The organism is Bacteroidia bacterium (assembly GCA_033391075.1).
Taxonomy (GTDB): domain Bacteria; phylum Bacteroidota; class Bacteroidia; order J057; family J057; genus JAWPMV01.
Window position 1 is genome coordinate 1,928,590 of record JAWPMV010000001.1, and the last position, 25,489, is coordinate 1,954,078.

General features: G+C 41.4%; 23 protein-coding genes. 20 read left to right on the forward strand and 3 right to left on the reverse strand.

The features are described from left to right. Positions 1-24: 24 nt before the first annotated feature. The 8 genes from R8P61_07790 (at position 25) to R8P61_07825 (ending at position 7,318) form a co-directional block, all read left to right on the forward strand. Entirely contained in the window at positions 25-762 is a 738-nt protein-coding gene (locus R8P61_07790; protein MDW3646947.1) for a sulfotransferase domain-containing protein, read from the forward strand. Positions 763-772: 10 nt separating this feature from the next. Beyond that, positions 773-1,270, forward strand: a complete 498-nt coding sequence (locus R8P61_07795) for a hypothetical protein (GenBank protein ID MDW3646948.1) — start codon at positions 773-775, stop codon at positions 1,268-1,270. An 8-nt stretch (positions 1,271-1,278) separates the two neighbouring features. Next, positions 1,279-1,884, forward strand: a complete 606-nt coding sequence (locus R8P61_07800; GenBank protein MDW3646949.1) for a class I SAM-dependent methyltransferase — start codon at positions 1,279-1,281, stop codon at positions 1,882-1,884. 154 nt (positions 1,885-2,038) lie between these two features. Beyond that, positions 2,039-2,596 (forward strand): 3'-5' exonuclease, encoded by a 558-nt coding sequence (locus R8P61_07805; protein MDW3646950.1) that lies wholly within the window; start codon positions 2,039-2,041, stop codon positions 2,594-2,596. A 92-nt stretch (positions 2,597-2,688) separates the two neighbouring features. Then, positions 2,689-5,814 carry a histidine kinase gene (locus tag R8P61_07810; GenBank protein MDW3646951.1) on the forward strand — a complete coding sequence of 1,042 codons (3,126 nt, stop codon included), beginning with the start codon at positions 2,689-2,691 and terminating at the stop codon, positions 5,812-5,814. A gap of 63 nt (positions 5,815-5,877) precedes the next feature. Then, a complete protein-coding gene (locus tag R8P61_07815) occupies positions 5,878-6,321 on the forward strand; it encodes a MarR family transcriptional regulator (protein MDW3646952.1) in 444 nt (147 codons plus the stop codon). A gap of 45 nt (positions 6,322-6,366) precedes the next feature. Next, complete coding sequence (locus R8P61_07820; GenBank protein MDW3646953.1) at positions 6,367-6,864, forward strand: DOMON domain-containing protein; 498 nt, start codon at positions 6,367-6,369, stop codon at positions 6,862-6,864. Positions 6,865-6,880: 16 nt separating this feature from the next. Further along, on the forward strand, positions 6,881-7,318 hold the full coding sequence (locus R8P61_07825; protein MDW3646954.1) for a nuclear transport factor 2 family protein: 438 nt from the start codon (positions 6,881-6,883) through the stop codon (positions 7,316-7,318). 66 nt (positions 7,319-7,384) lie between these two features. On the opposite strand, the gene R8P61_07830 is transcribed toward R8P61_07825, so the two are convergent. Continuing rightward, entirely contained in the window at positions 7,385-8,125 is a 741-nt protein-coding gene (locus R8P61_07830; protein MDW3646955.1) for a hypothetical protein, read from the reverse strand. A gap of 229 nt (positions 8,126-8,354) precedes the next feature. On the opposite strand from R8P61_07830, the gene R8P61_07835 reads away from it, so the two are divergent. The 5 genes from R8P61_07835 to R8P61_07855 are packed head-to-tail and all read left to right on the forward strand — an operon-like array spanning position 8,355 to position 13,687. Then, complete coding sequence (locus R8P61_07835; protein MDW3646956.1) at positions 8,355-9,191, forward strand: SDR family NAD(P)-dependent oxidoreductase; 837 nt, start codon at positions 8,355-8,357, stop codon at positions 9,189-9,191. Positions 9,192-9,241: 50 nt separating this feature from the next. Continuing rightward, positions 9,242-11,269 (forward strand): S9 family peptidase, encoded by a 2,028-nt coding sequence (locus R8P61_07840; GenBank protein MDW3646957.1) that lies wholly within the window; start codon positions 9,242-9,244, stop codon positions 11,267-11,269. Between the two features lie 9 nt (positions 11,270-11,278). Then, positions 11,279-11,710 carry a GNAT family N-acetyltransferase gene (locus tag R8P61_07845; protein ID MDW3646958.1) on the forward strand — a complete coding sequence of 144 codons (432 nt, stop codon included), beginning with the start codon at positions 11,279-11,281 and terminating at the stop codon, positions 11,708-11,710. A 32-nt stretch (positions 11,711-11,742) separates the two neighbouring features. Then, on the forward strand, positions 11,743-12,570 hold the full coding sequence (locus R8P61_07850) for an alpha/beta hydrolase (protein ID MDW3646959.1): 828 nt from the start codon (positions 11,743-11,745) through the stop codon (positions 12,568-12,570). 4 nt (positions 12,571-12,574) lie between these two features. Continuing rightward, positions 12,575-13,687, forward strand: coding sequence for an aminotransferase class I/II-fold pyridoxal phosphate-dependent enzyme (locus R8P61_07855; GenBank protein MDW3646960.1), 1,113 nt, complete (start codon positions 12,575-12,577; stop codon positions 13,685-13,687). A 165-nt stretch (positions 13,688-13,852) separates the two neighbouring features. Here R8P61_07855 and R8P61_07860 read toward each other — a convergent pair whose 3' ends face one another. Further along, positions 13,853-14,638, reverse strand: a complete 786-nt coding sequence (locus R8P61_07860) for a sterol desaturase family protein (protein MDW3646961.1) — start codon at positions 14,636-14,638, stop codon at positions 13,853-13,855. 122 nt (positions 14,639-14,760) lie between these two features. Beyond that, on the reverse strand, positions 14,761-15,906 hold the full coding sequence (locus R8P61_07865) for a helix-turn-helix domain-containing protein (GenBank protein ID MDW3646962.1): 1,146 nt from the start codon (positions 15,904-15,906) through the stop codon (positions 14,761-14,763). A 167-nt stretch (positions 15,907-16,073) separates the two neighbouring features. On the opposite strand from R8P61_07865, the gene R8P61_07870 reads away from it, so the two are divergent. The 7 genes from R8P61_07870 (at position 16,074) to R8P61_07900 (ending at position 25,486) form a co-directional block, all read left to right on the forward strand. Beyond that, positions 16,074-16,667, forward strand: a complete 594-nt coding sequence (locus tag R8P61_07870; GenBank protein ID MDW3646963.1) for a DUF2867 domain-containing protein — start codon at positions 16,074-16,076, stop codon at positions 16,665-16,667. A 134-nt stretch (positions 16,668-16,801) separates the two neighbouring features. Next, entirely contained in the window at positions 16,802-18,790 is a 1,989-nt protein-coding gene (locus R8P61_07875) for an amidohydrolase family protein (protein MDW3646964.1), read from the forward strand. 4 nt (positions 18,791-18,794) lie between these two features. Next, a complete protein-coding gene (locus R8P61_07880) occupies positions 18,795-19,187 on the forward strand; it encodes a VOC family protein (GenBank protein ID MDW3646965.1) in 393 nt (130 codons plus the stop codon). A gap of 201 nt (positions 19,188-19,388) precedes the next feature. Further along, complete coding sequence (locus R8P61_07885; protein ID MDW3646966.1) at positions 19,389-19,871, forward strand: hypothetical protein; 483 nt, start codon at positions 19,389-19,391, stop codon at positions 19,869-19,871. Between the two features lie 16 nt (positions 19,872-19,887). Further along, complete coding sequence (locus tag R8P61_07890; GenBank protein ID MDW3646967.1) at positions 19,888-20,547, forward strand: VOC family protein; 660 nt, start codon at positions 19,888-19,890, stop codon at positions 20,545-20,547. A gap of 460 nt (positions 20,548-21,007) precedes the next feature. Further along, the gene (locus R8P61_07895; GenBank protein MDW3646968.1) at positions 21,008-24,055 is read left to right on the forward strand and encodes a TonB-dependent receptor; all 3,048 of its coding nucleotides are present in this window, start codon (positions 21,008-21,010) and stop codon (positions 24,053-24,055) included. A gap of 30 nt (positions 24,056-24,085) precedes the next feature. Continuing rightward, on the forward strand, positions 24,086-25,486 hold the full coding sequence (locus R8P61_07900; protein ID MDW3646969.1) for a RagB/SusD family nutrient uptake outer membrane protein: 1,401 nt from the start codon (positions 24,086-24,088) through the stop codon (positions 25,484-25,486). The last annotated feature ends 3 nt before the right edge of the window (positions 25,487-25,489 follow it).

The window sequence follows — 25,489 nt, forward strand, 5'->3', positions numbered from 1 at the left end:
AAATTTTCTGCTAACTTAGAAAGTATGAGTTCACATCCCAGGCATGTCCTGATCCTCGGTTGTGGAAGGAGCGGTACCTCCATTTTTGGAGAATTTTTCGACCACCTTCCCATGTACCAATACCTTAGCGAACCTGACTTTGATGAACTATCTGCTTTGGACCAAAGCAGCCCAATAGCTATCAAAGTTCCACGAAGGAGCAAATTTCATGCTCCTGACAAAGGCTTATCCATTTCGGTCGAGAAGCTTTTCGAACTTTTTCCTGAAAACCTTCAGATTTACTGGCAGCTCAGACACCCCCTCGATACCATAGCTTCCCTCAAAGTCGGAATTTCTAAAAATTGGGGGCATCATCCTCGTCCCCATGATTGGGAAGCATGGATGGATGAAAGCCTGATAAAGAAATGTGCCTATCATTGGGCCTATATCAATCGCTTTGGCTTTGAGCACCTAAAGGACATTGCCAAAATCAAGCGTTTCGAGGACATGTTGTCTGAGCCCATGAATTTTGCTCTGAATATTTGTGAAGAGATTGGAGTAGATGTAGATAGTGCTAATTCAGAAATCAACTCATGGGCAGAAAGGATTCAAAACAAAAACAATGATAAGTTCGTAGAAGCGGTAACCTCTCAAGCTTATTCTACCAAAGATCATTCAGTCAGGGTAAACAGATGGAAAGAAAATCTATCTGAGGAAGATGTTGCAATGTGTCGGCCCTTTATAACTGAGCTGGCAAGCAAATTTTCATATACATTACCCTAAAGGAAAACACATGAAAATAAAAGCCTTCGCAGCCCTATTTTTATTCATATTAACTTCTGTCCATCTTCAAAGCCAGAGCCCGAAAAAGTACAGGACTTATCACAATGAGCGTTTTGGGTTTTGCCTGGAAGTTCCATTTCAAATCTTTGAAGCACAACGGCCACCTGAAAATGGAGATGGTTTGAGGTTCTTATCTCATTGGGGAGAGAGTTTATTACTTAGCTATGGAGGACATAGTTTGGGAATGAGTCTGAAAGAGCACATGGAATTTAGCCTGGAGGCTGGTGATTTCAGGGATCGAAAAAGAGAGCTTAGCTATCAACGGATTGCAGATGATTTTTTTATTTTGAGTGGCTATGTAGGAGAGAAAATCTTTTACCGAAGAACCTACCTGGAAAATAAGATCTTCAAAACCCTCTACCTGGAATATCCAAAAACTCAGAAAGAGAGATACGATAAGATAATTTCCCATATGGTGAAAACCTTCCCTTATTGCCCTTCAAACTGAAATTATACATGAACCTGCAAAAAGATTTTGGAAACATCGATATTTACCTTTTCGACCAATTATTGAAAGGGAGGATACAAAAGAACCATAAGATTCTGGATGCAGGTTGTGGAGGCGGTCGAAATTCTTACTTCTTTCTAAAAGAGGGCTTTGAGCTTTATGGAGTGGACCAAAATCCCTTGGCAATTGAGGGGATTCGAGAAATGGCAAAACTTATTTCTCCGGGCTATCCTGAAAAGAGATTCGAAACTGCCGAATTGAGTCAACTTCCTTTTAAGGATGAAAGTTTTGATTGGATCATCTGCAATGCGGTCCTTCATTTTGCCAATGATCATGCGCACTTTGAGCGTATGATGCTCGAACTGTGGAGAGTGCTAAAACGGGGGGCTATATTTTTTGCAAGATTGGCTTCAGATATAGGATTTGAAGGGAAATACAAGGATTTGGGGAATGGCAGATATTTTCTGCCGGATGAAAGTGAGCGTTATGCGGTGAGTGAACAACAACTATTGGATTACACACAGAAACTAAATGCTGAGCTAATCGAAAGAATCAAGACAACCAATGTGCAAAACCTAAGGGCCATGACTACCTGGGTACTAAAGAAAAATTAGGAGAAAGTTCAAGATTACCTCTCAACCTAAATAGCAAGTATAAACGGCTGATTGATATCGGATGCAAATATGCTGAGATAGCGAAAGCATGCTTGATCAAAGATCGAAACCCGCCAAATTAAATTTAGCATCAAAGAAGAAATACATATAAACCATGAAATACATAATTCTAGACCTGGAAGCGAGCTGCTGGAAGAAAAAAGAGAAAGGTCAAATAAATGAAATCATTGAGATCGGTGCCATCGCTATCAATGAAGAGGGAGAAAAACTCGGAGAATTTGCGGAATTTATTAAGCCTAAGATACATCCCATTCTCTCAGACTTTTGTAAGGAATTGACCAGCATTACACAGGCTGAAATTGATTCGGCCAAAAACTTTCCGGAAGTAATAGCTTCTTTTTGGGAGTGGATAGGGCTAAATGAAAATTCCTATTTCTTATGCTCCTGGGGCTTTTATGATAAAACTCAGTTTGGGAAAGATTGCAAACTCCATGAGCTCGATAGGAGTTGGCTTGAACCGCATATTAGTGTCAAACATCAATACGCCAAAATAAAGGCTTTGCATAAAGCATGTGGCATGGCCCGGGCTCTTGATCTGGAAGGAATGAAGCTTGAGGGCAGACATCACAGAGGAATAGATGATGCCAGAAACATCAGCCGCATATTCATAAAATATTTGACTGATTGGGACTTCTCGATGAAGCAAAGTTGATTTTCTTCGAAATTGACTACCTTTAAATAAGAAAAGCCAACACCTGGAAAAGCTATAATTCTTTTCAGGAGGATAATCTGCAAAGGCAGCCTGTGAAAGAAACCTTCAACATATTCTGCACCATTTTTTTTCTGCAGCTAGGCTGCTATTCAGTTTTTGCTCAGCACCCTGCTGAAGAAGGCTATGTAAGTCCTATTACCGAGGTGTTTGGTCATAAAATTGGCGGATATTATGACATCAAGGAAGATTGGAATGGCTTTATCTGGATGGCTACCAATAATGGCCTGCTGAGAATTGATGGGAGTCGAGCCCGAGTTTTTAGTCGTTCAAAAACAGACTCCACCTTAACCCATAAAATTGTTTATCACATCCTGGTAGATGAAGAAAATAAACTGCTTTGGTTGGCGACGGCTATGGGGCTAACTCGATTTGATCCTGCTACCGAAAAGAGCAAGCATTATCAGGCTGTGTATGAAAATCCAAATAGTCTGGCTGATAATATCGTGCGGCATGTGTACAAAGACTCTGAAGGAGATATTTGGGCTGGCTGTTTCAACCATGGCTTGAGTAGATATCGGGCAGAAAGTGATGATTTCGAAAACTTCTATTTTGAGGTTCCCGAAATAGATTCTCTCCAAAACCTTTATCCCAATGTAAATGAAAGTCGAATCAATTCTTTTAAAGAAATAAAAGAAGATACCAGGGACCCCGACTTGCTGTGGTTATCTACTCCTCAGGGAATAGTGAGCTTTCGAAAAAGTAGCAAAGAATTTCAGTGGCAATTTCTGAAGAGTGAAGACCCCCAGGCGAATTACTTGATGAAATCTTCCACAGATTTTCTGCAAATAGGAGGAAAAATCCTGATAGGAACTCACTCGGAGGGCTTCATGTTTGATATTGAAAAAAAGACTGTGCACCCGTTGGACCTCGGACCAGATAATACATTGAATTACATCGTAGAAATCAATGAACATCCAGATGGATTTTTACAATTGACCTACGTTCAGGGCCTGGTCTATTTTGATCCACATAAAGAGCAGCTTATTAATAAGTGGGAAGATATACCCAGGCAGGGCAAATACTACGGCATTCGATTGATAGATTCTCAAGGAAGAATTTGGCTAAATTCTTCCAGGGTAAGCGCTATTTTTGATCCAATAAAGCAAATATCCGAAGACTACAATCTGCCTGCAGGTGTACAGGGAAATCCCCAGGTATTCAAAAAAATAGGGAATGGCCGTATCGCGATGCTATTTGGCAAAAACAGGACCTGCTATATTTTTGACACAAATAAAAGGAGCTGGCAAAGGATCAGAATGTCTGGATCTGGCCTTGACCTGGAAAATGTCATTTGGAATGATCTCATTAGCTATAGAAATCATGAGCTTTTATTGCTTTCAGAGGAAAAAGTCTTTCGCTTAAACTTGCAAAATGGCAACCTGAAAGAACTTAAGGTAGATCTGGATCATAGCTATCCCGGCTTTACCAAAGCCCTACTGGATAAGAAAGGGAGACTTTGGCTGGCTACCCGTCGAGTTGGATTGCTCAGGCAAGATCGACCCGGTACTAAAATGCATCATTATGTGAACGAGCTGAATTCGGAATTCTCTTCTTCCCTATATACCTGGATTACAGATTTATTGGAGGATCGAGCGGGAAATGTTTGGATTCGCCTGGCCCGGAGCTATGCAATCTATGAAACCCAAAAAGACAGGTTTCGGGTTTTTTCTCATTATAAAACACCTGAAAAGACCTTCCGATATATTCGCAATTTCAGTGAAGACCCAACCGGGGATGTTTGGGTAGCGAGTGAAGATACCGGCCTGGGTAGAACAGATGCAATGCAGGTAGAGAAAGGCATCGTCCAAAAACTTTCGGTTCGTGATGGGCTTTTTAGTGATGAAATCAAACAAATATCCTTTGATCAGGAAGCCAATTTATGGATGCTAACGGAAAATGGCTTGAGCCGCTTCCATAGTAAAAATCCCAATGTTTGGAATTATCCCTGGGATAGAGGAATTCCCAAATCAGATTTTATCCTCACCCTGGAGGATGGGAGCCTGGCTTTGGCAAGGAGTGATGGAGGAATTAGCCTCATCAATCCAATCAATATAATCGAACAAAAGAATATCCCATATCCTTATATCACTTCGGTGATTGCTGCAGATCAGGTTCAATATGAAGCAGGAAATAGAATTGACTTGAAGGAGATTGAAATAGAAGAGGGGAGAGATTATCTGTCGATTGCATTTTCTGCTATTGGTTATTCAAATCCTAAAGAATTTGCCTACAAATTGAAAGGGGTTGATACAGATTGGGTTCTGACTCGGGAATTTCGCAGTACCTCTTATTCCAATCTTTCTCCCAAATCCTATACCTTCTACCTGAAAAGCAGACTGGTTGGAGGAGAGTGGAGTGAAGAAGTTTCCGTAAATATATACCTGGTTCCCAAATGGTTTGAGACTTTATGGTTTAAAATAATCGCGGCTTTACTGATCCTGATGATTGCCTATAGTGTATACCGCTGGCGATTGGAGGATGTGAGAAACCAGGAGCGGATAAAAGCAGACTTCCAGCAGAGGATCAATGATGTAGAAATGCAATCTCTGCGGTCTCAAATGAATCCCCATTTCCTTTTCAACTCCCTGAACTCTATCCAGCTTTACATCATCAAAAATAAGCCGGAAAAGGCAGTCGAATATCTCGGTAATTTCTCCCGCCTGATGCGACTCATTCTGAGTAATAGTCGATCTAAAACCATAACCCTCAAACAAGAATTAGAGTCTCTCCAACTTTATATGGAACTGGAAAACCTGCGTTTCTCTGATATGTTTGAATTCCATATTTATGTAGAAAAGGAGGTTCGCATCAATGATTTCGAGTTGCCTCCAATGTTGCTTCAACCCTTTGTGGAAAATGCGATCTGGCATGGACTCCAGCCTAAGGAGGGCAAAGGAGAGATCAATATTCATATTTCTCTGGAAGAGGAATATCTGGTCTGTGAGATTCAGGACAACGGAATTGGTAGGGAGGCTTCTGCTCGTCTAAAAGGAAGACCCAAAAAGCAACATAAATCAATGGGAATGAAGATCACGGCAGATAGATTAGAAATGATCAACCACGCTCAATATGGACAGGCAAGTATGGAGATTGAAGACCTCTACCATGCCAATGGAGAGGCTGCTGGTACCAAAGTCATTGTGAGAGTTCCCATTTAACTCGAGTGAAAATTTTTATTGTTTCGAAACTTTGTTAAATTAGTTGACGTATCAACTATATATATGTCAAGAATAGACGACAAAAACCTGGATGATGTCTACCTTTTTCATTTAGAAAAAGCTTATAAACTCTTCAAAAAGTACAAGAAGAACTTTTTCAAGGATGAAGGAGTCGACCTGACCAGCGATCAGTGGATAGTCTTAAAGCGGATCAGTGATGAAGAGGGGATAAGCCAAAAGGAAATTGCCGATAAAAGCTTTAAAGAGCCAGCCTCTGTTACCCGGATTCTGGACATCCTGCAAGGCAAAGGATTGATCTACCGCAAAGAAGCTAAAGAAGATCGCAGAGCCTATGGACTTTTTCTGACGGATGAAGGCCTGACATTGGTAAAAAAACTGATCCCGAAGGCCAAAAAGGCGAGAGCATTCGGTGTCCAGGGCTTAAGCGAGGAAGAAGTGCTAAATCTCAATAAATACTTGAAAAAAATCTGCGAGAACTTTGCCTAAAAATTTATCCAAATAATTGATATATCAATAATATAGATATCAACTATGAAAGAAACTTTATTCATAATCAGTTTATGTATGTACTTACTACCCGGCCATAACATACCTCTTCAAAAAGTTGAAAAAAATGGGATGCTCGTGAGTTGGGAAGAAAAAGGAGAATACCTGGAGTTTGAAGTCTCTGCACCCTCGCAAGGTTGGTTGGCTGTAGGTTTTAATGAAGAAGAGGGTCTGGCAGGTACTCACCTTATCATGGCGGCTGTCCGCGGAAAATCTGTTCACTTGAGTGATCGCTTTATCCTGAAAGCGGGAGACCACAGGGCACTGTCTGAATTGGGAGTAGGAGAAAAACTAGAACTAATCAGTGGAGAGGAAAATGCTTCTGGTAGTAGAGTATCCTTTCGTATCCCCAAACTTTCTCAAGACGACTACCATAAAAATCTCCTTCCTGCTAGCTCATTTCACATGCTCATGGCTTATTCCCGGGAAGATGATTTTACGCATCATAGCATGATGCGAACCTCTGTAAAAATTACCATTTAACCATAAACAAAATTCGATGAAAAGAATGATCATTTCATTAAGCTTTATTGCCTTCGTATTCTTCGCTTTTGGATCTGTACTTAGCGAGAATGACTCAGAAAAAATTCATGCAGCCGTAAAGGAATTTGTCAAAAGTGCAGATAAACAGGACGTAAATAGCATGGACAAAATCATGCACAAAGAATTTCGAACAGTTGCCAATCAACTCTTTGGAGCTCCAGAGGTATCGGTGATCAACAAATCAAGCTATTTGGCCATGATGAAAGAAGGAAAGCTGGGAGGAGATAGCCGAAAAGTGAAGATTGAAGAGATTGAAGTGATTGGAAAGAATGCGGTAGTGAAAGCTACTTTCACCGGAAAGAAGCTCATTTTCCAAACCTTTGTCCAGTTGGTGAAAGGACCAGATGGAGAATGGAAGGTAATCAGTGATATGCCCGTAATACAAAAAGTATAGGCAATCATTTGATAAAAGTGCGAAGCCGGAATGAGCTGGATTGGCTTTCCCGGCTTCGTTTTTTTATCAGAAACTGGTAGAAATTCTTGCCTGTATCCAAAATTGCTGACCTTCCTCTCTATCTTCAACTTCGTCAGCCTGACTATCCAGCAAAACCTTTCTATATAAGTCCGCATTAATTCCCAGGCTTAGGCGACTTGGGAAATTGGCACTAAAAGAGCCATCTGTCAAAGCACCTACGTACAAATGATTGTGATTGAGGTTAATCGATTCTCCGATTTTAGCATCCTCTCCAAAAGTATTAGGAGTATCTCCGGTATCATCATTAGCTCCAAGCGGAGAGTTTATAGCTACCCCCAATCGATACCCAATTTTGGGCGCAAAGCTCAATCTATCATTAAAATATCCCGGGTAAGCAGAAAAGTCTAATCCTGCATAAGCTTGTCCCGCATCCTGTTGAGGATCACTTTGCACAAATGCATGCGCTCCTAATCCCAGTCCCAGGCTGTTTTGAAAGTCATTGTCCAGATTTAAATAATTAAGTCCGGCCGAAAGCTTATAGGCTTTGAGATCTTTGGATACCTGAACCTCTGCCTGCCAATCCAAAACTGCATTTCCCATGCTCGGATTGAAATTTCGATAGTTATATCCGATACCTATTCGAGGATTGTCCTCTAAGCCAAAACTGAGGCTTATTGTATGCAAACCCTGATCGGTAATGCCATAATAGGATTGAGCCTTAAGGAGAGAGGGAGCGATAAAAAACAGGAGTAAAAGCAAGTAGGTGAAGAAAGTGGCCTTTTTCATAGGAAATTCAATGAACCTCATTTCGAATTATAATAATATACAAAAATCGTAGGAAAGCCTGCTTCCCTGATGCTTAGTACCTAAGCATGCAATTCCGCAGGAAATGCTAGCTAATATTGCTTTGAAGGAGAATAAATGAGATTCTCAATTTTTAGCGCGAAAAAAAGCCTAAATCATTTTAGATTGCAGAGGTCATTCTTAGTGGTAAATCTCGATTACATCCATTCACATGAACCCAGACAAAAAAATTGCCCTAATTGCAGGAGCGAGTCGTGGTGCAGGGAAAGGGATCGCCCTTTCGTTGGCTCATACTTTTACCGACCTCATATTGCTTGGCCGCTCTTCCAGAAAAGACATCTCCCCACATCCTCTGGGGACTATTGAAGACACAGCTGATGCAATAAAGGAAATGGGGGGAAATGCCATATCGGTAAAATGTGATTGTTCAGATGCCAATCAAGTCTCAGAAGTGCTAATGAAAGTGAGAGAAAAGTTTGGGAAACTGGATTTACTGGTCAATTCTGCCTGGGGAGGAAATGACATGAAGACCAAGTTCGGGAGCATAGAAGATACGGTTGAAGAGAATTGGCATTATATGTTCAAAAAGGGAGTTTGGAATTATCTCCTGCTTTCATCCAAAGCTATACCACTACTTGAAAAAGGAAATAGTCCCCTGATCACCAATGTTTCTTTTTGGGACGATGATAAATATCTGGGAAGCTTTTTTTATGATTTGGCAAAACATAGTATGAATCGGATGGCGCTGGGATTGGGACATGAATTAAAGGAGAAAGGCATTTCGGTAATCTCTTTATCGCCAGGATATATGAAGACGGAAAAGGTCCTGGCTGCATTGGAAGCACAGCCGGAATTGGCAGAGAAGTTTGGCTTACCTACGGAAAGTACCGCTTACATTGGGGAAGCCGTTAAAGCCCTGTATCTGGATGAGAATAAATTGGATAAAAGTGGGCAAACGCTTCGGGTGGCAGACCTGGCTAAGGAATATGAATTTTATGATGAAGATGGAAGCCAACCGGGTCCATTCCTCATGCCAGAGGCTTTTTAAGCAGAAATTTTTCCTAACTTCAGTTCCCAGAAAACATTTAAGCTGAAAACATGAATCGCATCCTAATTCTACTAGCTAGCATTCTCATTCTTTTTTCGATGAAAACACAGGCTCAGAAACGTGCCATGACAGCAGATGACCTGCTGGATATGGTACAACTAGGAGGGGCAAAAATATCCCCTGATGGATCTCGAATTATTTATACCAAATCCACCCTGGACTGGAAAGGCAATAAGCGAGAGAGTCATATCCACAGCATTGATCCTGATGGAAAAGACGATTACAAATTCCTGGGAGGAAAGAGTAATAGTGATATCAAATTTTCACCGGATGGCAAATACATAAGCCTGAGAAGGGCGGTAGAGAAGAAGTCTCAAATCTTTCTCATGCGAACGAGTGGGGGAGAAGCGATTCAGTTTAGCAAACATGCGAGTGGTATCCGTTCCTATAAGTGGGCGCCGGATTCAAAGAGCATCATTTTTAGTTCAAATAAAGAAAAGACAAAGGAAGCCCAGAAAGAAAAGAAAGATGGCTATGATCATGTAGTAGTTGATGAAGGTCCCAATGGACAAAGAGCTGCTGAATGGGTACATCTGTTTAGTATAGATATTGAGAGCAAAAAAGAAAAAGCCCTTCTCAAAGAAGATCGCCTGATCGGGCAGTTTGAGATAAGTCCTGACGGAAAACAAATAGCTTTTACCTCCCGCTTTGAGAACCGAAGAAATCAGGGCAATAAATCCGAAATCTATTTGTATAGCCTGGCTGATTCTTCTGTGAAAAAATTGACCGATAATAATGCTCCTGAAGGAAATATTGCCTGGTCGCCGGATGGTCAACAGATCAGTTTCATGACTGGAGACACCAAAGAATGGGAACTCAAAAATGCCAAAATCTGGAGCCTGGACCTGGCTTCGAATCGAATCTTTAATCTATCTGGAAACTTTGAAGGAAACATACGTGGCTATTACTGGAGTCCGGATAGTAAGAGTATCTATTTTACAGGGCTGCAGAAAACCAATTCTCATGTTTTTAAACTGGATCCACGTTCCCGCGAATTCATTCAAATCAGCAAAGGAGAAGGCATGTGGCGGATCATGGATGTAGATAAGGAAAGAAATTCGATTCTGCTTTCCTATCAGAATGCTCAAACTCCTCCTGATCTTTACTATTCAAGAGTGCTTGACTTTCACCCGAGAAAACTCACCCATCTCAACCCCTGGATAAAAAAGGATATCCAATTGGCTGAAATGGAAGTTATGCAGTGGAATTCCAAAGACGGTACAGAGATCGAAGGAGTCCTGTATAAGCCTGCGGAAATGAAAGAGGGCGAGAAAGCGCCCTTCCTGTTACATATTCATGGAGGACCTGCCGGAGTGTTTACCAATTCCTTCAGTCCTCGCTATCATATATATGCAGCGCTTGGTTATGTTCAACTTGCACCCAATGTGAGAGGAAGTAGCGGATATACAGATGAATTGCTCAGAGGAAATATGAATGACATTGGGGGAGGAGATTATGAAGATTTGATGACTGGGGTTGATAAATTGATCGCTGATGGATTGGTAGATGAGACTAAAATGGCGGTACGCGGATGGAGTTATGGGGGGATTTTAGGAGGAACGGTGGTAACCAAAACCAGTAGGTTCAAAGCAGCATCACTAGGAGCAATGGTATCAGACTGGACTTCTGAATATGGAATCGGATTTAACTATGATGTCAAGCTTTGGTATATCGGAGGAACCCCCTGGTCCAATCCGGAAGGATATAGAAATAAATCTGCGCTTTCCCATGTTTCCAAAGTGAGTACTCCCGTAATTCTTTTTCATGGAGAAAGAGACTTTACCGATACGGAGGCCCAAAGTATGATGTTTTTTGCTGCACTTAAAGACCTGGGCAAAGAGGTTCGTTATCTGAAATTTCCTAGAGAACCTCATGGCTTCAGAGAGCCGCGTCATGTCCGTACCCTTTATGTGGAGGAAATCAAATGGATTCAGAAACACACCCTGGGCGAAGATTGGAAACCCTGGAAGCGGAAGAAAGAAAAGAAAGAAGAGAGTAAGGAAAAGAAATCTGAATAAGAGCCGAAGATGTCAATTGAGGTGGACCGCATCGAGCATCTCGATGATAAATTGCTTGAGGAACTCTTCTCCAAATCGTCTGACTTTAAAGGAGCTTTTGAGGCAGAATTTTTTCAGTCCAAAGATCGGATTTTCCTCCTGGCGAGAATGGAGAACAAGAGCTGCGGTTTCCTCTTTGCCTACCTGCTTCCTGATCCCCGCAAAGGAAAAAAGAAATGTTTTCTGTATTCACTGGATACCTTTGAAGAATATCGTAGAAAAGGAGTAGCTAAAAAACTCATGGAAGCCCTGACTCAAATAGCCCGAGAGGAAAAATGTAAGTCTATTTTCCTCCTTACGGCCCATGATAATTTCCCTGCCCAGGCTTTGTATGAATCCGGAGGAGCGGAGAAGAATACAGGAGAAATTCTGTATGTTTATGAATTGGGAAAGTCCGATTAAAATATTTGGACTAAATGACCTAGCGAAAAGCAATGAAAAAACTACTACTATGGAGTCTGAGCTTCCTATGGCTCGGCATTCTTCCCGCCCAAAACACGGCTTACGGCTTCGAAGAAAATATTCCCTATTACGACGAAAGTGCCAGACAATCGGATGCTTATCTGGCAGAGCGTTGTGTATTGGATATTTACTATCCTAAAGATCAAAAAGGTTTTGCTACCATTGTGTGGTTTCATGGAGGAGGCCTCAAAGCGGGTGAAAAGCATATTGATGACTATCTCAAAGACAAAGGTGTCGCTATTGTAGCCGTCAATTATCGCTTCTTTCCCAAGATCAAAGCACCGACATATATCGAAGATGCAGCTGCTTCGGTTGCATGGACCCTGAAGCAAATTGAAAGCTATGGAGGAGATCCCGATTTGGTCTTCGTCTCCGGGCATTCTGCCGGAGGTTATCTGGCGAGCATGTTGGGACTGGATAAATCCTATCTGGCTAAGCATGGAATAGATGCGGATAAGCTTGCAGGATTGATTCCTTTTAGTGGACATACGATTACGCATTTTACGGTACGTGAAGAAATGGGAATCAAGGGAACTCAGCCCATCATCGATAGATATGCACCTCTCTATCATGTACGCTCGGATGCTCCCCCTTTGATCCTGATTACGGGAGACCGGGAATTGGAACTTTTAGGGAGGTATGAGGAAAATGCCTATATGATGCGCATGATGAAAATTGCCGGACACAAGCGGACTATTTTACACGAACTGGATGGATATGGACATAATATGGTACATCCCGCTTATCCGCTTCTGATCAAATATGTGAAGGAATTGAGTAAAGAGATAAAAGGAAAATAAGCTTATGAAGATCGCAGATTTTAAGCTGGAGCGTTACTTTGCCAAGTATGAGTTTAGTGCCAAATACCTGCTTTCCAGTTCGGACTGTGATGGCTTTGGAATGGCGGAAATTCTGGATCAGGCGAATGGGGAAGAAAAAGCCTTATGGGATGACTTGAAATTGGGGTATACGGAATCGGAAGGGCATCCCTTACTCAAAGAGTGTATAGCGAGTTTGTACCAGAATATTCGGCCCGAACAAGTATTGGTGTCTTCACCGGGTGAAGCAAATTTCATCCTGATGAATACACTTCTGGAAAGAGGCGACCATGTCATCTGTATGAGGCCTGCCTATCAGAGTTTGTATCAAGTCGTAAAATCTCTGGAGGTAGAATTGTCTTATTGGGGGGCCGATCCCCAAAGCTGGATCTATGATCCAGGGGATCTCCAGGATTTGGTACAGCCAAATACCAAACTCATCATTGTCAATTTTCCTCACAATCCTACAGGCGCTTTCCCGAAAATGGATGAGTGGGAGGCAATTATCGACATTGCACGTAAACAAGGGGCTTATCTGTATGCTGATGAAATGTATCGTTTGCTCATTCATAAACAGACGGAAGAAATCCCAGCTGCTTGTGATAGGTACGAAAAGGCGATTAGTTTATGGGGCATGGCCAAGAGTTTTGGAATGGCTGGTTTAAGAATAGGTTGGTTAGCCTCTCAAGACAAATCTGTGCTTAAAAAAGTGCTATCCTTCAAAGACTATCTAAGTATCTGTAATAGCGCGACCAGTGAAATCCTCTCCATCATTGCGCTCAGGCATAAAGAACATTTCCTCCAGATAAATCTGGATAAAATTCAAGCAAACATTCAGCACTTTCACCATTTTCAACAGAATCATGATGATCTGATTTCCTTTGTTCCTCCCAGGGCAGGCTCAACCGCTTTCGCCCAACTTCACCTAAATGAAAGTAGCCTGGAATTTAGCGAAAGACTGGTGCAGGAAACGGGAATCATGGCCCTTCCTGCTGAGATGTTTGAATTTGGCGAGAAACACATTCGCGTAGGTTTTGGGAGAAAGAATTTTGCAGAAATTCTGGAGGTCTTGGGTAGTTATCTGAGTGATAATTATTAGAGATAAGAAATGGGAGAAGTACAATTCCCTGTTTTTTCTGACCCGCTGATTAAGCCTTTAATATTCAGAAATTAGGTAGTGAGGATATGAAGGGCTGTGTGACATAATAAAGGGCAGCCGAAGCTGCCCCCAGTTGATTTATAAATCAATAACATTATACCCAAATTAAACAGCTACGGGTGCTTCCTGCTTCTTCTCAGGAGCCGTAGTCTCTTCATAAGTCTTATCATAATCATTCCTCACAGTACCCATCCATCTGTCCCAGGTCAGGAAATATAAACCGTAATTCCCTCTGAACCTTTTGTGATGAAGATTATGAGCGACAGAAGTATTGATAAACCTTCCTATCCAGGTTTTGTGGAAATTTTTGGGATAGATTTCAAAACCGAGATGTCCGTACACATTGTACATAATTTGGAACAAGAGAAATGAACCAATCGCATAGCGGTGTAGCGGCAATCCAAAAGCAAGAATCGGAATGATCATAGCTTCAAGAAAGGCTTCAAAAGGATGGAAAGCATAAGCTGTCCAGGGAGAGGGATTGGTAGATTTATGATGGACCAGATGTACGTGTTTGAAAAGCTGTGGCATATGCATCATTCGGTGCATCCAGTAGAAATAGGTGTCATGAATGAAGAACATATAGACCCAGGTGAAAATATAGTAGACCATCCCATATTCTTCGATTTCCTTATAGGTGTTTACATATTCCCCTAAAAAGCGAAAAGTAGTCAGGGCCACCGTAGCAAATATGGTAACCGAGATAATTGAATACATGATGTCTCTGCCATAATCACTGAGTTTCGGCATTTTCTTTTGCACCTTCCTGTACCAAAGCGGCTTTCTCAAGATGACGTAAAAGAGGACAAATACGATACTGGCGTAAAAGAAATAATCATACAAAGCTCCTGTAGCTTCTCTCCACCAATATTCCAAAGCAGACATGTTCATGGATAAAGTTTAATTGTGTTGTTGTAAAAGAAGATGTCTTAATATCCATAGCTCTCCTAATGTAAGCGTCTGAATGCATAACATATGAGAGAATCGGACGCATAAAATAAGTCCGAGTTCCTTTAGTTGAGGTGTTTGGACCCCTTTTTCTCTTCTATGAGCAACCTTTTATATGCGGTAGGCGTATTTCCTGTCATTTTTTTGAAAACCGCATTGAAGGTAGATTTTGATTTGAAGCCGGCCTCAAGACCGATACCCAAAATGCTGAAGTGATCAAAATTGGGATCTGCCAAATTCCTCTTCACTTCTTCCACCCGATAGTCATTGATAAATTCGAAGAAATTCTTTCCTTCCTTTTGGTTGATGATCTGAGAAAGATATCCATTGCTAAGTTTCATCTTGGCAGCTAACAAAGTCATGCTTATATCAGGATTCTTGAATAATTTCTCTTCTGCAATCAGGCTGAGAAGCTTCTGATAATGCTCATCTGTTTTTTGGGAAAGTTCGGGTACTGAATTAAGGGTTTTGCCTTCCTCACTCAAAATTTCATTATTCTCAAAAATGTCCCGACGGCTATACATGGCATATCCCAACCAGTAGGAAATAAATGCTTGTCCGAGAAAGAGGGGATAATAATACTTCCTGCTTTCAGCTCCATAACCGGATACAAAAGGAATAAACCAACAAGCCCATAGCAAAAGACTCACGATCATTGTATTCTTGAGCCAACTTAAACTCTGACTTTCGATATTGGCATAATTCTCTACCAGGCTCGCTTCATATCGATTTAGCTTACGGATAACCAACATGAGAACAACGAAAGTGGCAAACATGGATCCAGCTTCGAAAAGAGAATTACAAACCCAAAGGACACGATTTTCCTTGCCCAGAAGGGGAGAGTCTGCGAGATAAAGCCAAAGGAGAAATAGCTGAAAGAGTAGCTGTATAAGGGCCGGAATCAATAAGAGGTATTCTTTCTTACTAAACCTATACTCAGGTTTTGTAAGGTATTGAATATAGTAGTAGAGGCTAAAAGGAATCAGGAAAAGGAGATAAATGGGAAGAAATTCCAGGATAGGGTATGCTTCTCCGATTGGGAGCTCCTTGAGCGCATTGACCAAATTGGGCATAGAAAGCGTGCAAATCAGAATCGCGAGGAACTGATTGCTCTTTTTATTGAATTGTTTGTTCGTGAGGAATACCAGCGCCAGGAGAAAGCCCTGTATGCTGCCAAGTATTACGATCAGGTTTAAGATAGAGAAATTCAAGGCCCAAATGTTCTGAGCTTAAATTAAGATTTCTCTATGTTTTTCGCATCATGGCTACATAAAAAAGTAGATTTGAGATTAGGGTTGAGATTGTAATTTCAGAAATTACTGAAACTTTGATTTGGCTAATCCGTAAGAGAAATAGCTATTCACCTTAACCACTTCACATGCAAATCAAAGAATCCGAACACTTAAAACATGACTGGATTTCCCATGAACTTCTCAAAGATTTCGAAATAGAGGATGTATGGCGATTTCCGGTTGAACTAAAGAACGAACATCAGTTAAGTAATTTTCAAGCGGTCATGAAATCGGCCATGGAAGATTTGGAAAGCAAAGGTCCGGCAGGCATTTTATTTAAAATCAGATTTTTTCTGGGCGAGCTTTTTGGCTGGGATAAAGAGATGATGGAAAAGGAGCTTCTCAAGAAAGGTAGCCTGAGAGAAAGGTATGCTTCAAATTATAAATTGTCAGGCACTGATCTTCCCGAGCCCGGTGATGCTGAGTTTACGCCCGTCTACCATGAAGAAAATGAATCTTTGTCTGAAATTGAAAATGCTACCGTTCATGCTGCTCTTCATTTAGGACGAGTACCTTTGAATGAGAAAATCTATACCGTTCAGATGGCCGTCTATGTAAAGCCTAAAGGTTCTTTTGGACGAATTTATATGGCCTTGATAAAGCCTTTCAGACATAGTATTGTCTACCCGGCTTTTATGAAAATGATTAGAAAGCGCTGGGAGAGATACCTGGCGACCTAAAGCATATTTGGTGAGATGATTTGATATACCGGCAAGCAATTGAGCTTAGCCGGTTTTTTTGTGGGAAGCTCTCTTTATTTCAGAACTACGAAAAGACGGATATAAATTCTATTTTTGGATATACTACTAATGCTATGAAAAATATACTCCCCATACTCTGTCTTCTCTTTTTAATAAGTTCTTGTGATTTCGGTCCGAAAAAGCAGGAAGTAAAACTGGATTACAATATTTACTTTGGTGATCGTCTTGCTGGAAAGCAGGAGATATGGAAAGACGAACAGGGGTTTCAACGATACGTTTTTGAGTTTAATGACAGAGGCCGTGGTCCCAGGTATGAGGAGAAGATTAAAGTAGACGAAAATGGGATTAAAATTTTCCATGAGATCATAGGGCATAACTATCTCAAAGACACGGTTTATGAAGTCTTTGATGTGAAGGAAGGAAAAGCCAGTTGGGAAAGTGGCTCAGAAGATGGAAGTATGAATTTCAGTGGAGAAGCTCACTATGCAAATATGGATGGGTCAATAGGAGCTTATGAAGTTCTGGTAAATGCCCTCAGCAATGCAAGCGATCAAAGTATGCCACTATTGCCAAGTGGACAAGCCAAACTCAGCAGCCTCACAAGCTATACAATTGGCAATAGAGAATTGAGTCTGGCAGAAATAAATGGATTTTCCTTCACCCCTTCCTATTACTGGATGGATGAAAATATGCGATTCTTTGCCACGGTTTCATCCTGGTTTACTTGTATCAGAGTAGGAGAGGAGGGGATGAAAGAAGAATTGCAAAAAATTCAGGAAGAAAAAGAAGCCGGCTACTTAAAAGGATTGGCCAGTGAGTTGACAGTAAAACCAGAGAAAGGGATTCTCATAGAAAATGTAAAACTTTTTGATGCCAATTCGGGACAGTTGATTCCCAATAAGAACGTGATCATAGAAGGAAACAAGATCACACAAATCAGCAATTACGGAGGAGCGACTCCCAAGGATCTGGAGGTGATTTCGGGAGATGAACTGACCCTTTTCCCGGGCATGTTTGATATGCATACCCATATCAGCAATACCGATGGCATTATGCACCTCGCAGCAGGAGTTACTTCTGTTCGGGATATGGCCAACTCTTTCGATCTGCCAGATTTGAAGGCAGAGTTTGAATCCAATGAACTGATCGGACCTCGCATAGTAGTGATGGCTGGATTTGTAGACCAGGCCGGACCTTATGCCGGACCTACAGGAAAAATCGTGGAGAGCCTGGAAGAAGGCTTAGAGGGCATTCAATTTTATAAAGACAGAGGCTATCAACAAATCAAACTTTACAGTTCTATTGATCCTGCCTGGGTAAAAGAACTGACAAAAAAAGCCCATGAGTTGGGATTGCGGATAAGCGGGCATATTCCCGCTTTTATGACAGCTGAGCAAGCCGTAAGAGATGGCTATGATGAAATCCAGCATGTCAATATGCTTGCCTTGAATTTCTTATCTGACACCATTGATACGCGTACCCCTTTACGGTTCTCCATGATTGCAGAAAATACGCATGCACTGGATACAGAAGGTACTGAGTTTAAAAACTTTGTAAAGCTTCTGATGGATAAGAATATCGTTGTTGATCCAACGGTTTCTATTTTTGAAGGCATGCTCACCACCAAATCTGGAGAACCCGATCCTTCTTTCGAAGTCATCCTCGATCGCCTCCCGGTGCAGGTAAAAAGAGGATACTATAGTGGAGGACTTCCCATTCCTGAAGGTAAAGATGCCCAATACAAGGCTTCCTATCAGAAACTTCTGGATATCGTGAGGGAGTTATTCTACAATAATGTGACAATCGTTCCCGGTACGGATGCCATGGCCGGATTTGGCTTGCATAGGGAATTGGAGAACTATGTACGGGCTGGAATTCCTGAATGGGAGGTGATGAGGATTGCCACCATTGTATCTGCTGAGGTTTGCGGAAAAAAAGAGGAACTAGGATCAATCGAAGAAGGGAAAATGGCAGATATGTTCCTGATTGATGGAAATCCCCTTGAAAATATATCTGATATCAGAAAAGTAGTCCTAACCATCAAAGACGGCTTGATTTATAAACCCGATCAACTCTATAAAAGCATTGGAGTAAAACCATAATTTCATGAAGCAAAATATCATCAACCTTTCCTTTGTAGTCAGAGAGTATGAAGAGGCTTTAGATTTTTTTACCCGGGTCCTCAACTTTGATGTTCTGGAAGACTTTGCTCAGCCAGAACAAAACAAGCGATGGATACGAGTAGCCCCTAAAGGTAGTACAGGACCTGCCCTGGTCCTGGGTAGGGCAAAGAATGAGGCTGAAAAAGCTGCGATAGGAAATCAAACTGGGGGAAGGGTATTTTTATTCTTGCATACCGATGATTTTTGGAGGGATTATAATGATCTTAGATCAAAAGGAGTAGAGTTTGTTCGGGATGCTAAAGAAGAAGCATATGGGACTGTAGCGGTATTTAAGGACCTATATGGCAATCTCTGGGACTTGATTGAACACAAATAGAATTCGGTTTTAGATTAAATACGAAATACTGGATATTTTCCATTATTTATTTTTGGGATATTAATCGTTTACGTATCTTTATAGTTGAACGCGCCCACCTTATTTTCTTAAGAATACTTAATCACGGTATAATTTATACTGGGAAACCTGTATTGATTGAATTTTAGCAGATCATTACTTTCCTAGTCCAATTCAAGGTCCATGGGCATTTTCGATAAAATTAAAAAGGTAAAGAACTTTATTGGGGGAGGTGGAGCTACACTTCAGCTTATTCCTGAGAAGACGGTATTTCGTGCATCTGAGGAAATAAAGATAAAAGTCATTTGCCATGTAAAAGATCTGGACCTAAATATTCAATCTGTATATCTTAAAGTAAAAGCCCTGGAAGAGGTTGTAATACAGCATGTTGAACGTGCTCATTCCCGGAAAGAGGAATCAGAGACGAGAAAAAATGACCTGAGAAGTTCGCATCAAACCTTTAGTACTCAGATTCAATTGGCCGCTGGACAAATTTTAAAAGCTAAGCAGATGTATGAATGGGAAGCTTCTTTTAAAATCCCTCCTCATCTCAACGGGACCTATCGCGGCTATAATGCCAAACATGAATGGAGCATTTTTGTGGGCCTTGAGCTTACGGGTAATGATCCTGATTCAGGTTGGATGAATATTGAGATCAGTAAATAGTTTCTTAATTTCTGGAGTGAAAATCCAAAAACTCCGTTTATACGCTAGCCAGCTACCTTCCCTTTATAAATTCTATCAGCAAACCCTCGGATTTAAGGAGGTTCTTCTGACCAATAATGTACTTCACATACAGGCTGGAAAAACTGAGCTTATTTTTGAAAAGCATCCCACAGGCTTTATCTATCATTTCGCCTTTCTCATTCCTCATGAAGGCATAGCTTCAGCAATCGACTATCTAAAAGAAAGGGGAATAGATGTACTCCTTTACAAGGGAGAAGAAGTCATAGATTTTGGAACAGGTAAAGCCATATATTTCCACGATCCCGCGGGCAATATAGTTGAGTTTATCGATCGTCCTGATTTGCAATTCCTGAAAGAGGGGAAATTCTCTATGGATCATATCCTCAGAGTGAATGAAATCGGGATGCCGGTAGATGATCCACTTTCTGTTTCACATGAGTTGAGAAACGCGTATAAGATCGATATAATTCAGCCTGAAATTTTGGGAGACAATTTTTGTTGGATAGGTGATTATGAAGGAGTTTTTATTGTGGTAAAACGAGAAAGGCATTGGTTGCCAACCACCATCCCTTCAATTATTAATGATTTCGAGCTTGAATTTGTGGAAGGGGAAAATTCTTATTCCTTTAGATTTGAAAAGGGTCAAATACTATGATTAGGAAGAGATAGCTAGGTTTTATGATCTTATTAAATAATCCTTATATTTGAAAAATGTCCTTGAATTAGGAAATTTAGGTTTGTATTCTCGATATAATTTAAATAATACTAATCTTCGGACAACGCCTTTCAAAAAATCGGCGTTTAAAGGTTGATCGATTGTAAATCGGTCGGAATTCACTCCTGCAACTATCCGTACTTGAAGATATTCGAAGACGAAATCGTTTTTTGAAGTACTGGAATACCCACTATTAAGGTAGCACTGTAAAGACAGCTTAAATGTTTAGGCTGATCTAATGCTATATTTTCTTTTATAAACTATCCCACCTCGCAAAGCCATAGACTATCAATTCCGCATAACGTCTATCGTTCTTTTTAAAATGTAAGTCACTTTACTAATCCAAATTACTATGTACACAACTACGTTACGTCTAAGTAGGCATTTGGTAATACTTCTAATGAGTATTCTCTTATGCTCTAACGCTTGGGCTCAATTTACAGCTACTGGTACAGTAAATACCGAAGGAGATGAACCCCTGGTTGGGGCCTCGGTATTGCTTAAAGGAAGCACGCTAGGAGCTATTACAGGAGCAGACGGCTCTTTTTCAATCAAAGTCCCAGGAAATTCGGGCACGCTAGTAGTAAGTTTTGTAGGTTATAAAACCACAGAATTTGAAGTTACAAGTTCTAATCCCAATATCGAGATTAAGCTGGGAGAAGAAGTCACCACAGTAGATGAAGTGATCATCGTTGGATATGGTCAGGAAAAAAGAGGCTCAAATACAGGAGCCGTTTCTACTGTAAGCTCAGAAGTCCTGGAGCAAGTACCTCTGGGCTCTTTTGAACAAACCTTACAAGGGAATGTCGCTGGTGTTCAGTCCATCATGAGTAATGGACAACCCGGAGCGAATGTAAACATCCTCATTCGCGGGCAGGGTTCTATTTCTGCCTCAAGTGATCCCCTTTTCGTTATCGATGGTATTCCAGTTGCTTCTGGCAATTTGACTGTCTCTGCAGAGACCAGCAACCCGCTTGCAACAATGAACCCCAATGACATTGAGTCAGTAACGGTTCTTAAAGATGCTGCTGCAACGGCTATTTATGGTTCTCGTGGTGCTAATGGTGTGATCCTTATCACAACCAAAAGCGGAACTCCGGGTAAAGCCAAAGTAGAATTCCGTACCCAAATCGGAGTTAATGACTGGGCCATTGCTGAGAAAAACAGACTTCGTGGTCTGACAGCTGAAGAGTACACCCATCTGTACATTGAAGGATATCAAAACCGTAGTGGAGAAGATATCGAAACCATCAAAGCTCGTTTTGATGGACAGTTTCCCGATCCTCAAACCGGATTGCCTGCAGTAGACATCATTCCTGATGGGAGTGGAGGATATTCTTTAGGAGACATTCGTGTGGATACTCGTTGGTTGGATGAACTTTCTCGTAAAGGTCTCAACCAAAGTTATGACCTGAGTGTAAGCGGAGGTAGTAGCAATATGACCTACTTCGTTTCCGGTTCTTATTTTGGTCAGGAAGCTCCGATTATTGGTTCGGACCTGGAAAGACTTTCTTCTCGCGCAAATGTGGCAATTCAGGTAAGTCCAAAATTCAAGATTACAAACAACCTGAATATCTCTCGCACAACCCAAAATGGGATGAACGATGCGACACGTTGGGCCAACCCTCTTTACAATGGATATCTAATGGCTCCTGTGGTTCCAATTAGAGATGCAGAAGGATTGTACTATGATGGTCACAAAGGATTCTTTATGGGAGGAAACAATCCGGTAGGGAGTTTAGCCGAAGATGGAGACGATGTACAAACCTGGGCAATGACCCGTATTCTTGATAATGTTTCTCTGAGTTATGAGATCGTTGATGGATTGCAACTCCGTTCTGCATGGGCATTTGACCTGCTTAGTTACAATGAATTCTATTTCAGAAATGGAAGATATGGAGATGGCCGTAACCTCAATGGTTTGGGAACAGAGTCTAACAGGAATATCCTGAACTGGATTGGAACTCAAACCTTGAATTATTCGAAGTCATTCGATGGAGTTCACAATGTAACTTTGTTAGGAGGATATGAATCTCAAAAATCTTCTACCCGTTCAGTCATTACTACAGGTAATGATTTTGCTCACCCTTCTTTGAGAACTCTCGCAAGTGCGGCTGAGCCAAACAGTATTTCAAGTACCCTTACAGAATTTGCATTCACCTCTATATTCGCCAGAGCGAATTATAATTATGCAGAGAAATACTTTGTTTCTGGTTCTATTCGTAATGATGGTTCCTCTAGATTTGGTGCCAATCAACGTTTCGGTACCTTCTGGTCTGTAGGAGTTGCCTGGCGTTTGGATCAGGAAGCATTCTTACAAGCCAATAGTTTCATTAATGCCTTAAAATTGAGAGCCAGTTACGGAGTATTGGGTAATGCAGGAATTGGTAACTACGAACATATCGGTACGATCAATTTCAGTGGAATTGATTATGATGGAAATCCAGGTGGAGCACCCGGACAGATCGGTAATCCTGATTTGACCTGGGAAAAAAGTACTACCGTCAATGTAGGCCTTGACTTTGCAATCCTGAATAACCGTTTGGATGGTACGATTGAGTATTTCAATAGAGGATCAGATGCCCTGCTTCTTGATGTGCCGATTTCCAGAACGACCGGTTTTGCTTCTAAAACTCAAAACTTTGGTTCACTTGAAAACAAAGGATTAGAGATTACTGTAAATGCAAATATCATCAACGGACGTGATTTCAAATGGAGTTTGGGTGGGAACATCACCTTCATCCAAAACCTGATCACCAAACTGGATGAAGAATTCATTGCAGGTACCAAGCTTCGTCGCGAAGGGGAAGACTATCAGTCCTTTTTCCTTGCGGAATGGGCAGGGGTAGATCCTGAGAATGGTGATCCTCTTTGGTATACGGATTCAAGTATGACAGCTACCACCAATAATTTTGCTGATGCTGAAAGATTCCTGTCTGACAAAACAGCAACTCCTTCAAATTTTGGTGGGTTCAATACTCGCTTGTCCTGGAAAGGATTGAGCCTGAGCTTGCAATTCTCTCATGCATGGGATCAGTGGTTGTATGATGCAACTGCATGGGTAATCCAGGGAGATGGCCGCTTCACTCCTCGTAGTCAGACCAATCTTGTATTGGATCGCTGGCAGCAGTCAGGAGATGTTACGGATGTACCTAAATTCTCATGGGGTAATGGTAGTGGATCAAACTCTAGAAACACCACACGTTGGTTGCATGATGGAACCTTTATCCGCCTGCGTAACTTCACCCTGGCATACAATCTTCCACAAGGCATCTTGAATAGTGCCAAGATTAGATCTGCAAGAGTGTATGTAAGAGGGGTAAATACCTTTACCTGGACAAGAGAAGATAATCTGTATATCGATCCGGAGGCTGCTTTTAGTGGAGTTATCAACTCACCAGTTCCTAACCTGAAAACCATTTCAGTAGGTATTGACCTCGGATTTTAATTCTTCGCTTGATTCTTAAATAAAATGAATATGAAAAAGTTAGTATCAATTCTATATATAGGTATCTGCTTCTTCGCATTTTCTTGTAGCGAAGAATTTCTAGACCTGAAACCAAATGAGGCACTTCCCATCGAAGATGCGATTACCAGCCTCAATGACCTTGAATCTGCTGCCATAGGTATGTATGATGGCTTGCAAAGTGCCAACCACTATGGTCGCTATTTTGTCCTGGTTCCTGATGTAATGTCAGATGATGTAAAACAAAATGCCAGTGCCAACCGCGCCAAGGAGTATGCTGAATATGGAGCATTCCCGGATCATTTTTTGACTCAAAATGTTTGGGCGAGAATTTACAATACCATCCTTCGCGCCAATATCCTGATCAATTCTGATCTGGAAGTTGGAGCAACTGTGCAGGAAGAAAAAAATAACCTGCAGGGTGAAGCTTATGCAATACGTGCTTTGTGTCATTTTGACCTGGTGAGAATGTATGGACAGCACTATGGATTTTCGGCTGGTAATGACCATCCCGGAGTTCCTGTTGTATTGGAGTTTGATGAAGCTGCAGAGCCTTCCAGAAATACGGTAGCTCAGGTGTATGAGCAAATCCTGGCTGATTTGTCAACTGCTGCAAGCTTGATTGGATCTGATTTTGATTCAGGTCGTTTCAATCAGCTTTCTGTAAAAGCGCTTCAAGCTCGTGTAAATCTTTACATGGGTAATTGGGCGACAGCGGAAGGACTTGCCAGTGAAGTGATAAATGACGGAACTGTAAGCCTGACCAGCAATGGAGACTATGTCGCCACCTGGGAGGGAGGTTCTTCTCCTGATGTTGTCTTTGAAGTGAAAGTAAATTCTGCTGATAACAATGGGTCAGATGCTTTAGGGCGTATGTATATCCAGGATGGATATGGAGACTACCTTCCTTCAGCTGACATTGTAGATCTTATTCCTGCAGGGGATGTTAGAGAACTCCTGTATGCGGATGATGCTGCAAATCTGGGGGGAATTTATGGAACCATTCGAGTGAATAAATGGCCCAGCCAGGCAGGTGATGATAACACACCTGTAATTCGCCTGTCGGAATTGTACATGATTAGAGCAGAGGCCCGCTTTATGCTAAGCAATGAAGATGGAGCCAGAGCTGATGTTGATGCGATTCGCCAAAGAGGCTTACCTACTGCTGAAGCTGTAACAGCTACAGGAGCAGATTTGATGGCTGAGATTGAAAAAGAGAAACGCATTGAGTTGGCTTATGAAGGCCATAGACTTTGGGATTTGATGAGATGGCAAAGAGGAGTTGCACGTACGGATTGTACGGCTCCAGCTGCAGTTTGTAACATCGCTTATCCTAATGATCGCTTCATTCTGCCTATTCCTCAGAATGAAATGGATGCCAATCCTAATATGAGCCAAAATATAGGCTACTAGGCA

Bases quoted from the DNA above. Each gene is read 5' to 3' on its own strand.
- R8P61_07790 (MDW3646947.1), top strand. From the start codon at position 25: ATGAGTTCACATCCCAGGCATGTCCTGATCCTCGGTTGTGGAAGGAGC.
- R8P61_07795 (MDW3646948.1), top strand. From the start codon at position 773: ATGAAAATAAAAGCCTTCGCAGCCCTATTTTTATTCATATTAACTTCT.
- R8P61_07800 (MDW3646949.1), top strand. From the start codon at position 1,279: ATGAACCTGCAAAAAGATTTTGGAAACATCGATATTTACCTTTTCGAC.
- R8P61_07805 (MDW3646950.1), top strand. From the start codon at position 2,039: ATGAAATACATAATTCTAGACCTGGAAGCGAGCTGCTGGAAGAAAAAA.
- R8P61_07815 (MDW3646952.1), top strand. From the start codon at position 5,878: ATGTCAAGAATAGACGACAAAAACCTGGATGATGTCTACCTTTTTCAT.
- R8P61_07820 (MDW3646953.1), top strand. From the start codon at position 6,367: ATGAAAGAAACTTTATTCATAATCAGTTTATGTATGTACTTACTACCC.
- R8P61_07825 (MDW3646954.1), top strand. From the start codon at position 6,881: ATGAAAAGAATGATCATTTCATTAAGCTTTATTGCCTTCGTATTCTTC.
- R8P61_07830 (MDW3646955.1), bottom strand. From the start codon at position 8,125: ATGAAAAAGGCCACTTTCTTCACCTACTTGCTTTTACTCCTGTTTTTT.
- R8P61_07835 (MDW3646956.1), top strand. From the start codon at position 8,355: ATGAACCCAGACAAAAAAATTGCCCTAATTGCAGGAGCGAGTCGTGGT.
- R8P61_07840 (MDW3646957.1), top strand. From the start codon at position 9,242: ATGAATCGCATCCTAATTCTACTAGCTAGCATTCTCATTCTTTTTTCG.
- R8P61_07845 (MDW3646958.1), top strand. From the start codon at position 11,279: ATGTCAATTGAGGTGGACCGCATCGAGCATCTCGATGATAAATTGCTT.
- R8P61_07850 (MDW3646959.1), top strand. From the start codon at position 11,743: ATGAAAAAACTACTACTATGGAGTCTGAGCTTCCTATGGCTCGGCATT.
- R8P61_07855 (MDW3646960.1), top strand. From the start codon at position 12,575: ATGAAGATCGCAGATTTTAAGCTGGAGCGTTACTTTGCCAAGTATGAG.
- R8P61_07860 (MDW3646961.1), bottom strand. From the start codon at position 14,638: ATGAACATGTCTGCTTTGGAATATTGGTGGAGAGAAGCTACAGGAGCT.
- R8P61_07870 (MDW3646963.1), top strand. From the start codon at position 16,074: ATGCAAATCAAAGAATCCGAACACTTAAAACATGACTGGATTTCCCAT.
- R8P61_07875 (MDW3646964.1), top strand. From the start codon at position 16,802: ATGAAAAATATACTCCCCATACTCTGTCTTCTCTTTTTAATAAGTTCT.
- R8P61_07880 (MDW3646965.1), top strand. From the start codon at position 18,795: ATGAAGCAAAATATCATCAACCTTTCCTTTGTAGTCAGAGAGTATGAA.
- R8P61_07885 (MDW3646966.1), top strand. From the start codon at position 19,389: ATGGGCATTTTCGATAAAATTAAAAAGGTAAAGAACTTTATTGGGGGA.
- R8P61_07895 (MDW3646968.1), top strand. From the start codon at position 21,008: ATGAGTATTCTCTTATGCTCTAACGCTTGGGCTCAATTTACAGCTACT.
- R8P61_07900 (MDW3646969.1), top strand. From the start codon at position 24,086: ATGAAAAAGTTAGTATCAATTCTATATATAGGTATCTGCTTCTTCGCA.